At 68.1% G+C, this 14,528-nt stretch carries 14 protein-coding genes and 1 pseudogene; 6 read left to right on the top strand and 9 right to left on the bottom strand.

Annotated elements, in window-relative coordinates; all coding sequences use genetic code 11:
* Window positions 1–7 precede the first annotated feature (7 nt).
* From ACVWZN_RS01765 to ACVWZN_RS01730, 8 genes and pseudogenes are all read right to left on the bottom strand, one after another.
* Window positions 8–1,357, bottom strand: a complete 1,350-nt coding sequence (locus tag ACVWZN_RS01765; protein ID WP_456952350.1) for an aminodeoxychorismate synthase component I — start codon at window positions 1,355–1,357, stop codon at window positions 8–10.
* A gap of 120 nt (window positions 1,358–1,477) precedes the next feature.
* Window positions 1,478–2,716, bottom strand: coding sequence for a beta-ketoacyl-ACP synthase II (gene fabF, locus ACVWZN_RS01760; protein ID WP_456952349.1), 1,239 nt, complete (start codon window positions 2,714–2,716; stop codon window positions 1,478–1,480).
* 157 nt (window positions 2,717–2,873) lie between these two features.
* Window positions 2,874–3,113 carry an acyl carrier protein gene (gene acpP, locus ACVWZN_RS01755; protein WP_027082618.1) on the bottom strand — a complete coding sequence of 80 codons (240 nt, stop codon included), beginning with the start codon at window positions 3,111–3,113 and terminating at the stop codon, window positions 2,874–2,876.
* 120 nt (window positions 3,114–3,233) lie between these two features.
* Window positions 3,234–3,977, bottom strand: a complete 744-nt coding sequence (gene fabG, locus ACVWZN_RS01750; RefSeq protein WP_456952348.1) for a 3-oxoacyl-ACP reductase FabG — start codon at window positions 3,975–3,977, stop codon at window positions 3,234–3,236.
* 75 nt (window positions 3,978–4,052) lie between these two features.
* Window positions 4,053–4,998, bottom strand: a pseudogene (fabD, locus tag ACVWZN_RS01745) (ACP S-malonyltransferase).
* A gap of 163 nt (window positions 4,999–5,161) precedes the next feature.
* Complete coding sequence (locus ACVWZN_RS01740; RefSeq protein ID WP_456952347.1) at window positions 5,162–6,142, bottom strand: beta-ketoacyl-ACP synthase III; 981 nt, start codon at window positions 6,140–6,142, stop codon at window positions 5,162–5,164.
* Between the two features lie 186 nt (window positions 6,143–6,328).
* A complete protein-coding gene (rpmF, locus tag ACVWZN_RS01735; protein ID WP_027082614.1) occupies window positions 6,329–6,523 on the bottom strand; it encodes a 50S ribosomal protein L32 in 195 nt (64 codons plus the stop codon).
* Window positions 6,524–6,634: 111 nt separating this feature from the next.
* A complete protein-coding gene (locus ACVWZN_RS01730; RefSeq protein WP_456952346.1) occupies window positions 6,635–7,165 on the bottom strand; it encodes a YceD family protein in 531 nt (176 codons plus the stop codon).
* A 121-nt stretch (window positions 7,166–7,286) separates the two neighbouring features.
* On the opposite strand from ACVWZN_RS01730, the gene ACVWZN_RS01725 reads away from it, so the two are divergent.
* Entirely contained in the window at window positions 7,287–7,652 is a 366-nt protein-coding gene (locus ACVWZN_RS01725) for a hypothetical protein (RefSeq protein WP_196804343.1), read from the top strand.
* A complete protein-coding gene (locus ACVWZN_RS01720; RefSeq protein WP_456952345.1) occupies window positions 7,645–8,226 on the top strand; it encodes a Maf family protein in 582 nt (193 codons plus the stop codon). Before ACVWZN_RS01725 ends, ACVWZN_RS01720 begins: the two co-directional genes overlap by 8 nt.
* 1 nt (window position 8,227) lies before the next feature.
* Here ACVWZN_RS01720 and ACVWZN_RS01715 read toward each other — a convergent pair whose 3' ends face one another.
* On the bottom strand, window positions 8,228–10,075 hold the full coding sequence (locus tag ACVWZN_RS01715) for an ArnT family glycosyltransferase (RefSeq protein WP_456954681.1): 1,848 nt from the start codon (window positions 10,073–10,075) through the stop codon (window positions 8,228–8,230).
* Window positions 10,076–10,166: 91 nt separating this feature from the next.
* On the opposite strand from ACVWZN_RS01715, the gene ACVWZN_RS01710 reads away from it, so the two are divergent.
* From ACVWZN_RS01710 to ACVWZN_RS01695, 4 genes are read left to right on the top strand one after another with little or no spacing between them, the layout of a single operon-like run.
* On the top strand, window positions 10,167–11,093 hold the full coding sequence (locus ACVWZN_RS01710; protein WP_456952344.1) for an AAA family ATPase: 927 nt from the start codon (window positions 10,167–10,169) through the stop codon (window positions 11,091–11,093).
* Window positions 11,090–12,046: a DUF58 domain-containing protein gene (locus ACVWZN_RS01705; RefSeq protein WP_456954680.1), complete on the top strand. Its 957-nt coding sequence runs from the start codon at window positions 11,090–11,092 to the stop codon at window positions 12,044–12,046. Before ACVWZN_RS01710 ends, ACVWZN_RS01705 begins: the two co-directional genes overlap by 4 nt.
* On the top strand, window positions 12,039–13,988 hold the full coding sequence (locus ACVWZN_RS01700) for a transglutaminase TgpA family protein (RefSeq protein WP_456952343.1): 1,950 nt from the start codon (window positions 12,039–12,041) through the stop codon (window positions 13,986–13,988). Before ACVWZN_RS01705 ends, ACVWZN_RS01700 begins: the two co-directional genes overlap by 8 nt.
* Window positions 13,989–14,026: 38 nt before the next feature.
* Window positions 14,027–14,515, top strand: coding sequence for a Slp family lipoprotein (locus tag ACVWZN_RS01695; RefSeq protein WP_456952342.1), 489 nt, complete (start codon window positions 14,027–14,029; stop codon window positions 14,513–14,515).
* The last annotated feature ends 13 nt before the right edge of the window (window positions 14,516–14,528 follow it).

Raw genomic sequence — 14,528 nt, 5'->3', positions numbered from 1 at the left:
CTCCACGTCAGCCCTCGACGCCGAGCGCACGCAACATGCCGCGCGCCTTCGCTCGGGTCTCGTCGAGCTCACGCTGTGGATCCGAGTCGGCGACGATGCCGGCGCCGGTGCGGAAACGCACTTCGCGTCCCTCGACTTCCGCACTGCGGATCAGGATATTGAGGTCCATGTCGCCATTGGGCGCGAGCCAACCCATCGCACCGGTGTACGCGCCGCGACCGACGCGTTCCAGTTCCGCGATGATCTGCATGCAGCGCACTTTCGGGCAGCCCGTGATCGTGCCGCCCGGGAACACCGCGCGGATTACCTCGCCCGGCGTTACGCCATCGCGCAACCGCCCGCGCACGTTGCTGACGATGTGGTGCACGTGCGCATAGCTTTCGACCGTCATCAACTCGTCGACCTCGACCGTACCCGCGCGACATACGCGGCCGAGGTCGTTGCGTTCGAGATCGATCAGCATCACGTGTTCGGCGCGTTCCTTCGGATGGCCGACGAGTTCCTGCACACGCGATGCGTCATCGTCACCGGCAATACGCGGACGCGTACCGGCGATGGGTCGCGTCTCGACGAGGTCGCCGTGAACGGACACGAGTCGTTCGGGCGACGCGCTAACGACGGACCAACTATCCCCGGCAAACAGTCCCGCAAACGGCGCGGGATTGTTGCGACGCAGCTGCGCGAACAAGGCCGCGGGTTCCAAGCTCGCGTCGAAACGCGCGGTCCACGCGCGCGAGAGGTTGGCCTGGAACACGTCACCCGCGGCAAGGTAGTCGAGGATGCGGCGGACGCCGTCGGTGAAGTGATGTGGCGCGTCTTCGTCGATCGCGACGGGCTTGCGCCATTCGGGTAGCGCCGACATATCGCTCGCGCGTTGCAGGTCCGCTTGGACGGTGTCGGCGGTCGCGTCGTCGACAGCGTGCAGAACGCAGCTGCCGTCGACGCGATCGCGCTCGATGGCGGCGTCGATACGCAATGCGATCGCGATGGGGAGCGAGCCGGGCGCAGACGGCAGATGGAGAATCGGCTCGACCTGCGCCGCAGCTTCGTACGCGATCAGCAATGCCCAGCCGCCGACGGGTGATCTATGCGTCCTCGATGTCGCGGCGAACGCGTCATCCAGCGCGGCGAAGAAATCGTGGCCGAGGTCGCGCCCGCCACCGTCGCGAACGCGACCGTCGTGGTCCAGCACGATCTGTTCGCCACTCGTCGCGAGCAGCAGGTCGCGGCGCCCGATGCGCGTGCCCGACGCGCTGGACTCAAGCAGCACGCGGTAGCGCGCAGGCGCGAGCCGGTGCAGGTCGAGCAGGTCTCCGGCGCGCTCGAGGACGCGTCGGACGGGAGGCGGCGAAGGCATGCGTCGGTGCGGAGACGTCGGGGTCGTGATTATCGCCGGGTAACGCCCGCGGCGTCCGATCACCACAAACGACGAAGCCCGCGACGGGCGCGGGCTTCGATCGTCCATGCTTACGCGCAGTCAGATCCGGCGGAACACCAGCGAGCCGTTGGTGCCGCCGAAGCCGAAGCCGTTCGACAGCGCGACATCGACCTTCGCCTCGCGCGCCGCGTTCGGCACGTAGTCGAGGTCGCAGCCTTCCGACGGATTTTCGAGGTTGATGGTCGGCGGGATGATCCCGGTGTGCAGCGCCATCACCGAGAAGATCGCTTCCACGCCGCCGGCCGCGCCCAGCAGGTGGCCGGTCATCGACTTGGTCGAGCTCACCATCGTGCGGTATGCGTGGTCGCCCAGCGCGCGCTTGATCGCCATCGTCTCGGCGAGGTCGCCCAGCGGCGTCGACGTGCCGTGCGCGTTGACGTAGCCGACCTCGCCCGGCGCGATGCCGGCGTCCTTCAGCGTCATCGTCATGCAGCGCGCGGCGCCTTCGCCGTCCTCGCTGGGCGCGGTCATGTGGAATGCATCGGACGTCGCGCCGAAGCCGGCAAGCTCGCAATAGATGCGCGCGCCGCGGGCCTTGGCATGTTCGTATTCCTCGAGCACGAGAATGCCGGCGCCGTCGCCGAGCACGAAGCCGTCGCGCTCACTGTCCCACGGGCGCGATGCGCGCGTCGGGTCGTCGTTGCGCGTGCTCATCGCCTTCATCGAGCAGAAGCCACCGACCGACGTCGGCGACGAACCGCGCTCGCCGCCGCCCGCGATCATCACATCCGCATCGCCGTACTGGATCATGCGCATCGCCATGCCGATCGAATGATTCGACGTCGCGCAGGCGGAAACGGCCGAGAAATTCGGGCCCTTCATGCCGGTGAGCAGCGACACCTGCCCCGGCAACATGTTGATGATGGTGCTGGGCACGTAGAACGGCGAGATCTTGCGCGGGCCGCCCTCGTTGTACTTGATCGCGGTTTCCTCGATGCCGAGGATGCCGCCGATGCCCGAGCCGATCAGCGCGCCGATGCGTTCGGCGTTGCTGTCGTCGATGGTGAGACCCGAATCCTCGATCGCCATCAGCGATGCGCCCACGCCGTAGTGGATGAACGGATCCATCTTCTTCGCGTCCTTCGGATTCACCCACTTGGTGATGTCGAAGTCGCGCACTTCACCGGCGATCTTGGTGGTGAAGTTGGTGGTGTCGAAATGCGTGATCGGGCCGATGCCCGAACGTCCATTGACGATGCCGTCCCACGTCGCCGCCAGGTCGTTGCCCAGCGGAGAGACGATACCGAGACCCGTGACCACGACGCGGCGTTTGGACATGACTTCGACCTCGAACTGCACCGGTTGCCCGGTAGATGGCTGGCCGGCGATACGTCGCCGTAGGGCGTGGCGTCAAAAACACGGGGCCGCAATGCGGCCCCGTCGGTATTGCGCGGAGGACGGAAGCGCCACGGCCTTCCGTCTTCCCGTCAGCGGCTTACGACTTGACGTGCGACTTCACGTAGTCGATGGCCTGCTGCACGGTGGTGATCTTCTCGGCTTCTTCGTCCGGGATCTCGCACTCGAACTCTTCCTCGAGCGCCATGACGAGCTCGACGGTATCCAGCGAGTCGGCGCCCAGATCGTCAACGAACGAGGCGTTGGTGGTGACGTCTTCTTCCTTCACGCCGAGCTGTTCGACGACGATCTTCTTGACGCGCTCTTCGATGGTGCTCATTGGATCTCTCTCCTCCCGGGACGGGATGCTAGATGGACAAGTCTAAATGAATCGCGGCGGGCCGGAGTATAGCGGCCGGTGCCGCGTGAAAAAGTCGTTGGAACTACGGGTTCCGCGGCCTTACGGCATGTACATGCCGCCGTTGACGTGGATGGTTTCGCCGGTGATGTACGACGCGGACGGGCCGGCCAGGAACACCACCGCACGTGCGATGTCGGCAGGCTCACCAAGGCGACCCAGCGCGATCTGGTCGAGCATGCCCTTCTTCGCATCCTCGGGCAGCCCGCGCGTCATGTCGGTATCGATGAAGCCCGGCGCGACGACATTCACGGTGACGCCGCGCGAGCCGATCTCGCGTGCGAGCGACTTGCTGAAAGCGATGATGCCGGCCTTCGCTGCCGCGTAGTTCGATTGGCCCGCGTTACCGGTCACGCCGATCACCGACGCGATGTTGACGATGCGGCCCTTGCGCGCCTTCATCATCCCGCGCATCACCGCCTTCGACGAGCGATACACGCTGGTCAGGTTGGTGTCGATGATCGCCTGCCAGTCCTCGTCCTTCATGCGCATCAGCAGGTTGTCGCGCGTGATGCCGGCATTGTTGACGAGGATCGAGATCGGTCCGATGTCCTTCGCGATCGCATCGACGAGTTCTTCGATGGCGCCGGGCGCGGTCACGTTGAGCACGCGTCCTTGGCCGCCCTTCGACGCGAGGCGTTCACCGATGGACGCCGCGCCGGACTCGGACGTCGCCGTGCCGATCACCGTCGCGCCCTGCGCTGCGAGTTCGTCCGCGATCGCCGCGCCGATACCGCGCGTTGCGCCGGTGACCAGCGCGATCTCGCCCTTCAGTGCTTCCGTCATCGTGTGTCTCCGTTGCTGCGCTCGGTCGCGCCGGTCGCGTAATGCGTGTCGTCCGCTAGCGGCGACGTCGTGGAATCAGGCGCGCCACTCGACGAGTGCGGCGTCGAGGTCGGCGGTGTTCCCGAGCGCGCGTGCGTCGACCGACTTGTCGATACGCTTCACCAGGCCCGTCAGCACCTTGCCCGGCCCGCATTCGGCGATGCGCCCTGCACCGCGCGCGACGAGCGCTTCGACGCACTGTGTCCACTGCACCGGCAGGTAGAGCTGGCGCACGAGCGCATCGCGAATCGATGCGATGTCGGTGCGCACTTCGGCGTCGACGTTCTGCACGATCGGCAACTGCGGGGCCGACCACTGCAGGCCGTTCATCGCTTCGGCAAGACGGTTCGCCGCTTCGCGCATGAGAGGCGTATGCGACGGCACGCTGACGGCCAGCTTCACGGCCTTGCGCACAGCCGCGTTCGGCGAGCATCACGAGCGCGCGTTCGACCGCATCCGCATGTCCACCGATGACGATCTGCCCCGGTGAATTGAAGTTGGCCGGGACCACGACTTCGCGACCGCTGCAGGCCTCGCAGACTTCGAGCACGAGCGCGTCGTCCGCACCGAGCACCGCGGCCATCGCACCGGTACCCGCAGGCGCCGCGGCCTGCATCAGCTGACCACGCAAGCGCACGAGCTTCGCAGCGTCGGCCAGCGGCAACGCACCGGCAGCGACGAGCGCGCTGTACTCGCCAAGGCTATGACCCGCGAGCTGCGACGGCATCGCGCCGCCACGGGCCTGCCACAGGCGCCACACGGCGATACCGGCAGTGAGCAACGCCGGCTGGGTGAATTCGGTGGTGTTGAGCCCAGTGTCGGGACCGTTCTGGCTGAGCGCCCAGAGATCGACACCGGCGCCCTCGCTGGCCTCGGCGAACGTGGCGGCGATGAGCGGATCGGCCGCTGCGAGCTCCGCGAGCATGCCGACGGACTGCGAGCCCTGGCCGGGAAAGACGAATGCGAGTGGCGTACCGGTCACGCGACAGCCCGTTTAGAGGAACGCGCCATCATACGGACGAAGGCTTCGCGCTGTCTGTACTCCGGCGTACGCCGCTGATCGGCGCATCCCACAGCCGTTTGCCGAAAATGCGAACGCCCGCCGGAATGCGGCGGGCGTTCGATGGCTGCGGCGCGCTACCCGATCAGTAGCGAACGAGCGCGCTGCCCCATGTGAAACCGCCGCCAAACGCTTCGAGCAGCAGCAGCTGGCCGCGCTGCACGCGCCCCGAACGCACCGCCTCGTCCAGCGCCAGCGGCACCGAGCCGGACGACGTGTTGCCGTGCTTGTCGACGGTGACGATGACGCGCTCCATCGGCATGTCGAGGCGCTTGGCCGTCGCTTCGATGATGCGCAGGTTGGCCTGGTGCGGAATCAGCCAGTCGATGTCGTGGCGGTCGAGGCCATTGGCTTCGAGCGTTTCCTCGACGACGGAATCCAAGGCCTTCACCGCGTATTTGAAGACGTCGTTGCCGGTCATCATCACGCGTACGCCGGCGTTGTGTTCCTCGGGCTTGAAGCCCACGGACACACCGACCGGGTTGTAAAGCAGGTCGCGCTTGGTGCCGTCAGCATGCAGGTGCGTGCTGAGGATGCCGGTCTCGGTGTCGGCCTTGAGCACGACCGCGCCCGCGCCATCGCCGAACAGCACGCAGGTGGAGCGGTCGTTCCAGTCGAGCATCCGCGTCAGCGTCTCGGCGCCAATGACCAGAGCGGTCTTCGCGGCGCCCGAACGGATGAACTTGTCGGCCACCGTCAGCGCGTACACGAAGCCCGAACAGGCCGCGTTGACGTCGAACGCCGGGCAACCGACCGCACCGAGCCGCGCCTGCAGCAGGCAGGCGGTCGACGGGAAGATGATGTCCGGCGTGGTGGTGCCGAGGATGATCAGCTCGATGTCGGCGGCGGTGACGCCGGCGGCTTCCATCGCGCGCGTGGCCGCATGGAATGCGAGGTCGCAGGTCGTTTCGCCTTCGGCGGCGACGTGGCGCTCGCGAATGCCGGTGCGCGACGCGATCCACTCGTCGCTGGTCTCGACGAACTTCGCGAGGTCGGCGTTGGTCAGCACTTTCTCCGGCAGGTAACTGCCGGTGCCCGCGATGCGCGCGTAAATGGTCTGGGTCATCCCCTGCCTCGCCGGGGTCCGCGGAGCATGAAGCCTCCACGGACGCCGCCGTATGCACGGCGGCCTGAAAAACGGCGATGCGACCCGGAGGTCGCATCGAGATCGGTGGCGGGATCAACCGCCGCCCGCGCCGGAGGCCAAGCCATCGACGCGGACCGTGTCGTCAGGCGCCGGGGCGCCCGTCGATCACTCCTCGTCGGCGACCTTCGAGCGGACGTCGATGACCTTCTTGCCACGGTAATAGCCGTCGGCAGTGACGTGGTGACGCAGGTGCGTCTCGCCGGTGGTCGGGTCGGTCGCCAGCTGCTTCGGGCTCAGCGCGTCGTGGGCGCGGCGCATGCCACGGCGGGAGGGAGAAACGCGGGACTTCTGAACGGCCATCGGGGTGCTCCGGTGAAACGTGTGGCGGCGTCGGGCAGCTCGCCCGGGCCGAAAGAGGGAAATTATCGCCCAGCCCGGCGGCTCATGCCACCGGCGGACCTGTCCGGAGCGTTACTCCGGCTTGTTCTTCAGCGCGGCGAGAGCGGCGAAGGGATTGGGACGGCCGGTTTCCTCCCGCTCACCCTCACCCCATTCGCTTTCGACCGCTTCCGACCCCGGCTTTACCGGTACGACCGGCACCGCCAGGATCAGCTCGTCCTCGACCAGCGCGAGCGTTTCCAGTTCGCCCGACTCGTCGACCAGCAGCGCCTCGTAGCCCGGCGGCAGGGCCGATTCCTCGGCCTCGTCGCGGATCAGACCCATGCGCTGGTCGATATGGACCGGCAACATGAACCGTTCGAGTGTGCGCTGGCAGACCAGCGGCAGTTCGGTTTCGACGCGAACCTCGACATACGCGATGCCGAAATTGTCACGATCGAAATCGAGCGAGAACACTGCATGCCCGTCGGGCGACTCGAGCAGGCTCGCGAGCCTGCGAAGCGACGCCAGCGGAACGCGACCCTCGTAACCCGACCGCGCGGTGACCTGGCGCCAGGCGTCCAGGGTCGCGGGTACAGACTGGCGTGGCGCTTCCGCGGACATAAGCCGCGAAATGTTAGAGAGGCGCCCGCGCGGTGTCAAACCGGCGACGGCCGTCACGCCGCGTGCGTTGCCGCGCGCCGGGGCCGCGGGTCAGACTGCGAGGCCTCAGCCGGAGATCGCCGTGACCGTTGTTGTGTCCCTGCTTGCCGTCGTCGCGGTCCTCGCCGCCATCTTCCTGCTGCTGCGTGCCCGCCGCCTCTCGCCGCACCAGCGCGCGGTGCGCGACGTCCTCGACGCAGCCGACGCCCTGGAAGATCGCCTGCGCGTCGCCAAGGCCGAGATCGAGGCGGTTGCGGGCGAACACAGCCCCAACGCCGTCGGCGACGCCATGCGCGAAATGCTCCGCCAGCGCCTGTGGCTTCGGGACCACGGCCACGACGCGACGCCCCAGCAGCTCGCCCGCGTGCGCGATGCGATCGACGAGGCGCGCACTCGCATCGACCATCAGCTGGTGCAGATCGAGGAAGCGAGGCTGCCGCGTGACTGAGTCGCGGCTCGTCCTGGCTTCGACGTCGCGCTATCGGCGCGAACTGCTGGAGCGCCTCGGCGTGACCTTCGACTGCATCGCGCCTGGCGTCGATGAAACACCTTTGGACGACGAGTCACCGGAAACGCTGGTCGAGCGGCTCGCACGCTCAAAGGCCGGCGCAGTGGCTCGTGCCGTCCCCGAAGCCTGCGTCATCGGTTCCGACCAGCTCGCCGAGTTCGACGGTCGCAGCCTCGGCAAGCCCGGCTCGGCCGAGCGCGCGGTCGCGCAGCTCGCGTCGATGTCAGGCCGCAGCGTCACGTTCCTTACCGCGCTGTGCGTCATGCGCGGCGAGCACGAGTTCGGCTTGCACATCGATCGCACGCGGGTGCGCTTCCGCGCGCTGTCGACCGCCGAGATCGAGCGTTACGTCGACGCAGAACGGCCGCTCGACTGCGCCGGCAGCTTCAAGTCGGAAGGTCGCGGCATCGCGCTGTTCGACGCGATCGAAACCGATGACCCGACCGCATTGATCGGGCTTCCACTGATCGCGACGACGCGCCTGCTGCGCGACGCCGGCTTCGCCCTGCCCTGACTCAGCGCGAGATTGCGACCGGAACTTCCGGCCACTCTTCGACCGCGCCGTCCTCCCCCTGAAGGCGAAGTCCGAGCCAGTGACGGCCGGGATGCGCAATGCCTGCATCGACTGACCCCGAGAAACCGAGTGCCGGAGCGTTCGGCTCGACGAGTCCGGGCCACGACTTCGTCAAACCCTCGTACGGCAGGCGGTAGCGCATTTCGCCGACGACGTGACCGTCCAGCGTCGCCTCCACGCGCTGCAACCCGACGCCGTGGCGGAACGCCCAACCGGACACCTCGAACGTGCGGCCGACTTTCGCGTTGATTGCCGGACGATCGATCCACGCCATCGCCGGCGTCGTGCACGCGCCCTCCGTCGGCTTGTCGAGGCGGAACAGCGCGAGTCGCTGGCGGCCATGATCGACATTCAGAACCTGCGGCGCGGGCAGCGGGCCGACGCGCTGACACAGTTCGAGATAGCGATGATGCAGGTCCTTGAAGTCGACCTCGCTGATGCCGACCGCGAGCAGCACCGGGCCACGCGCGAGCAACGTACGCGGATCGGCGTCGAGGCCCCACAGATGCAACTGCGGCGCGCGGCCGTGCTTGCGGTTGAGCGGATGATCGAGCACGACGATGCCGGGATCCCCTAGCGCGAAACCTAGTTCTGCGCCGAGCTTGAAGTTGTCGGCGACGACGCGTGTCCCCGGCGGCATCTGCTGCAATCGCGCGCGCGCCGCATCGCCGACTTCGTCCCAACCGGCGAAGTTCGACGGATACCACTTCTCCGCCGCGGTTCGGGCGCGCACGTCGGGAATCGAAACGGCGACGTAGTAGCCCATCACCGAAATCAAACCGAGCCCCGCGACCACCGCGGTCGCGCGTCGCCACATCGGCGACCAGCCGGCGAGGAAGCGCGGCAGAAGCGGCATCAACGCGACGAAACCGGGCACCGGCCAGTGGAAACTCACGCGCTCGGTGTCGGCGAAGAAACCCAGCACGAAAAAGCCGGCGACGACGAGCAGCCCCAGCATCGCGCACCAGCGCGCAGTCAGCAGCGGGCTACGCAGGCCATTGCGGCCCGCCTGGAGCAGCGCGACGAACAGCAGTGGCGTGACCAGCAGCGCCTGGATCGCGATGAACCACAGGCCGCTCGTATGGAACGCCCACGGATGGCGCTCGACCAGTTGGAATCGCAGCCCGGCGTCGGCGTTGTCGTAGTTCCACCAGACCAGTGGCGACCACGCGGCCGCGCCGAGGATGACGGCCATGATGACGCGCACGTCCTTTAGCAGGCGGCGGCCGTCGGGCGTCGCGAGCAAAACGAGGAAGCCGACGCCGATCACCGCGATGAAGCGGTAGTGGCTCAGTGCGCCGATCGCGAGTCCGGCCGCGAGTTCGAGCGCGTGCCCTGCGTCGACGCGGCGCAGCAGGCAGGCGCCGGCGTCCATGCACAGCAGCGTCGCCAGCGCGAGCAGCGGATCGGGCACGGCGAGCAGCCCGAGCGTGCCCACCAGCGGCAGCAGCAGCGTGAACGCACCGGCCTGCCAGCCTTCGGTCTCGCCGAAGGTGCGTCGCGCGATGCGCATGACGAGCAACGGCACCAGCATGGCCACGACGAGGAACGGCATGCGTAGCGCGAGCGTATGCGCGCCGCCGATCGCGACGCCCAGTCGCGTCAACCACGCGGTCAGGCCGGGCAGATCGGAATACGCCGCCGCGGGGTGCTGGCCTTCCTGCCAGTAGAAGGCTTCGTCGACGAACAGCGGCAAATGCGCCGCGACGACGATCTTGACGACGAACACGACCGCCCACAGCGCCCAGAACTGGCGCCGCGCACGCGTCGCCACGGGCTCCGACTGCATCCTCATCCGACCTCGCTACACTCGGGTTGCGGCGGGATGCCGCCCGATTCCATTGCGCGGAGACAACATGGCCTCAGGCACGACGGCGAGCATGCTAGCGCAACGACATCGCGATGCCCTTGACCGCGCCCAGACGCAGGTCAATACGCTCGTGCTCGGCAAGGCGCATGAAGTGCGTCTCGCGTTCGTCGCGCTGCTGTCCGATGGGCACATCCTCATCGAGGATCTCCCGGGCCTCGGCAAGACCACGCTGGCGCACGCGCTGGCCGCGACCGTCGGCCTCAAGTTCCAGCGCGTGCAGTTCACGTCGGACCTGTTGCCCGCCGACATCCTCGGCGTATCGATCTACGACACCACGCGGCAGGCGTTCGAATTCCATCCCGGCCCGGTGTTCACGCAGGTGCTCCTGGCCGACGAGATCAACCGCGCGCCGCCACGCACGCAGAGCGCGCTGCTGGAAGCGATGGCCGAGCATCAGGTGACGGTCGACGGCGTCACGCGTCCGCTGCCCTCGCCCTTCTTTGTGATCGCCACGCAGAACCCGGTGGACCTGTCGGGCACGTATCCGCTACCGGATTCGCAACTCGATCGCTTCCTGCTGCGGCTCTCGCTCGGCTATCCGGGTGAGGACGCCGAACGCGAACTGCTCGCGGGTGCGGATCGCCGTCAGCTGATCGCCGAACTCACGCCGCAGTTCGCCGACGGCGAATTCGACGCCGCGCGCAATGCGGTGTCACAGGTCCATGCCAGTGAAGCGCTGATCGCCTACGTGCAGGCGCTGCTCGCGCGCAGTCGCCGGCATCCGGGCGTGCGCGTCGGGCTCTCGCCGCGCGCGGGGCTCGCGCTACTGCGTGCGGCGCGCGCGCATGCGCTTCTGCTGGGTCGCGCGCACGCGGTGCCGGAAGACGTGCAGGCGTTGTTCGCACCGGTCGCGGCGCATCGCCTGGTGATCGATGCCGACGCCGGGAGCGACGACGCGGCGGCGAAATCCATCCTGCATTCGGTGCCGGTCGACTGATGGCAAAGGCGCGTGGCCTCCGTCGGCGGCTGCTCGCGCTGGCGCGACCGCGCGATCCCGAATCGCTGCCCGTCCGCTTCGACCGCCGACGCATCTACGTGCTGCCGACGCGCTTCGGCCTGTTCTATGCCCTGCTGATCGCCACGATGTCGGTGGGCGGCCTCAACTACAACAACAATCCCGCACTGCTGATGGCCTTCCTGCTCGCAGGCGCCGGAATGGCGAGCCTGGTTTCCGCGCAGTTGCAATTGAGCGGTGTGTCGATCGTCGCGGTCGACGCCGAACCGGTGCACGCGGGTCGCACGCTGCATCTGCGCGTGCATGCGCGCGTCCCTGACGCGCGCCCGCGATCGGGCCTGATGGTCGATTACGAGGACATCGGCGCACTCCCGCTCACGCTACGCGAAGGCTCCGGCGAAGTCGTGCTCGACATCCCGACCGAGCATCGCGGCTGGCTCGACGTGCCGCGCATTCGCGTGCACACGACGTGGCCGCTGGGGCTCGCGCGCGCATGGTCGTACGTCTGGCCGGACACGCCGGTGCTGGTGTATCCCGCGCCCGAAGCCATGTCGCCGCCGTTACCTACGGGCTCGGGCGATCCCGCCGCGCGTCGACTGCATGCGGCCGGCGACGACGTCCATCATCTGCGCAACTATCGCGCCGGCGACCCGCAGCGCGCGATCGCATGGAAGCCTTCCGCGCGGCGCGGCACGCTGCTGGTGCGTGAGTTCGAGCAACCAACCGGCACCGACATCGAACTCGATTGGCGAGAGCTGCACGGGCTGCCGCATGAAACCCGCATTGCGCGACTCGCACGCTGGGTCGAGGACGCCGAACGCGATGGCCGCCGCTATCGCCTGTGGCTGCCAACGCAGGCGGTGATCGGCCCCGACCGTGGCCCCGCGCAACGCCATGCCTGCCTGCGCGCACTCGCGCTGATGCCGCATGGCTGACGCGATCGCCCGCCCGCTGGACGAAGGCAGCCGTCGCTGGACGCTGCTGGTCGCCGCGCTCTGCCTGTTGCCCTTGCTGCTGCAGCTGCCGGGGCCGACTGCGCTCGCGATTGGCGCGACGGCCGTCGTGATTGCGATGCTGTCGTGGCGCAAGCCGCTGTCGAACCTCGTTCGTGCATTGCTCGCGATCACGATCGTCGTCGCCATCGCCGCGCAGTTCGGTTTCCACTTCGGCCGCGACACCGGCTGCGCGATGCTCGGCGCGATGCTCGCGCTGAAGCCGGCCGAGACGACGACATTGCGCGACGGTCGAAGCCTGGTCGGCTTCGCGTTGTTCGCGCCGTTCTCCACGTTCCTGCTCGACCAGGGGCCATGGACGCTCGCGCTCGGCCTGATCGGCGCGATGCTGGGGCTCGGTGCGCTGCAACGCCTCGCCGCACTCGAAGGCGACATGCCCGCGCCCGGCCTGTTGCCGCCGATGCGACAAGCGATGCGCCTGCTGATGTTCGGCATCCCGCTCGCGCTCGCGATCTTCTGGCTGTTCCCGCGTGTCGGTTCACCGATGTGGGGCGTACCCGATCGCGCCGCCGCGAAGGTCGGGCTGTCCGATTCCATGTCGCCCGGCGACTGGGTCGACCTGCTCGCCGACGACAGCGTCGCGGTGCGCGCGCGCTTCATCGGGCCGACGCCGCCGAAAAGCGCGATGTACTGGCGCGGGCCGGTGCTCTGGGATTTCGACGGCCGCACATGGCGGCGCGCGCGTGACATCGGCATATGGTCGCTCGACCGCGCGCAGCCGTCGGCCACGCGCTGGACCTACACACTCGAAGTCGAGCCCACCGATCGGAACCAGCTCGTCGCGCTCGACCTGCCGCTCGCCGCGCCCGACGGCGCATCGCTGACCTGGGATTACAGCCTGCACGCAGCGCGACCGCTCGCCAGCCTCACGCGCTGGCAGATGACGTCGTCGCCGCCGGCCGTCATGCAGACGCGCCTGCCCGATGCGTTGCGCCGTCGCGCGCTTGCATTGCCCGAGCGCTACAACCCGCGCACGGTCGCACTCGGTCGCGACCTGCGCACGCGCCTGCATGACGACAAGGCGATCGTGCAGTACGCGCTTGAGTGGATCCGCCGCGACTTCTCGTACTCGATCTCCGCGCCACCGCTCGGCCGCGACACCATGGACGAGTTCCTCTTCCAGACGCATACCGGCTACTGCGAACACTTTGCCGGCGGCTTCACGATGTTGATGCGCGCCGCGGGCATTCCGACGCGCGTGGTCACCGGCTATGTCGGCGGGCAATGGAACCGGCTCGGCGGCTACTGGATGATCCGTCGCATGGATGCCCATGCGTGGGCCGAAGTGTGGCTGCCCGAGCGCGGCTGGGTGCGCGTGGATCCGACTGCTGCGGTCGCGCCCGAGCGCATCTACGACACCGTCGACGATCGCCTTCCCGCCGGCGGGCTGTTCGAAACCCTGCAGGGCCCGCGCGGGTTCGCGCAGGTCGGTGATTGGATGCGGCAGAACTGGAACGACCTGGTGCTCGGCTTCAATGCGGACCGCCAGGAACGCCTGCTCGCACCCTTCGGCCTCGGCCGCCTGAGCGGCATGCAGCTGGTGCTGATGTTCGCGGTCGCTGCGTCGCTCGCGGTCGGCCTCATGGTCTGGCTGAGCCTGCGTGCGCCGCGCGAGCAGGACCCGGTGATGCGCGCATGGCACGTGCTCGGTCGACGCTACGCACGTGCCGGCCTCGGACGCGCCCCACACGAGCCGGCGAGCGCGTGGGCTGAACGGATTTCAAAGGCGCGTGGCGATGGCGCTCACGAGTTACTGGATCTCACCGCCCGCTTCACGGATTCGCGATACGCTGCCGGTGTCGCGGACGAGGCGTCCGCGCGGAGGCTGGCACGCGATCTACGCGCGCATCGGCCTTCTTCATAAGACTCATGCGCTGGACGCGCTCCCGTCCGGAGGCCGCAATGAAACTACGCAACACACTCGTTCCCGGCGCGCTCGCCATGGCCCTCGCGGCCTGCGCGACGTTGCCGCAACCGCTGCAGGGCCAGTACGCACCGATCACGCCGCGCGAGGCGTCCGACCACGACAGCGCGGGCACCACCGTGCGCTGGGGCGGCCGCATCGTCGAGGTCGAGCCGCAGAGCAATCGCACCTGCTTCCAGATGATCTCCACGCACCTCGACGAATCGGGTCGCCCGTACTGGGCGAGCGACGACGTCGGTGGCCGCTTCATCGCCTGCCGCAACGGGTTCTACGACCCGGCGGTGTTCGAGAAGAACCGCGAAGTGACCTTCACCGGCCACATCGACGGCTACGAGAACCGCCGCATCGGCGCCTACGACTACCGCGTGCCGCGCGTCGCCGCCGACGTGGTCTACCTGTGGCCGGTTCGCGAGCACGTCGATGTCGTCGAACGTCCGGCGCCGTGGCCATGGTGGGGTTGGTGGTGAGTGCCACGCGCTA

It is taken from the genome of Lysobacter sp. HA35 (genome assembly GCF_054061195.1).
Note: the sequence above shows the minus strand (reverse complement) of the source record. Positions and strands in the feature narration are given on the sequence as shown.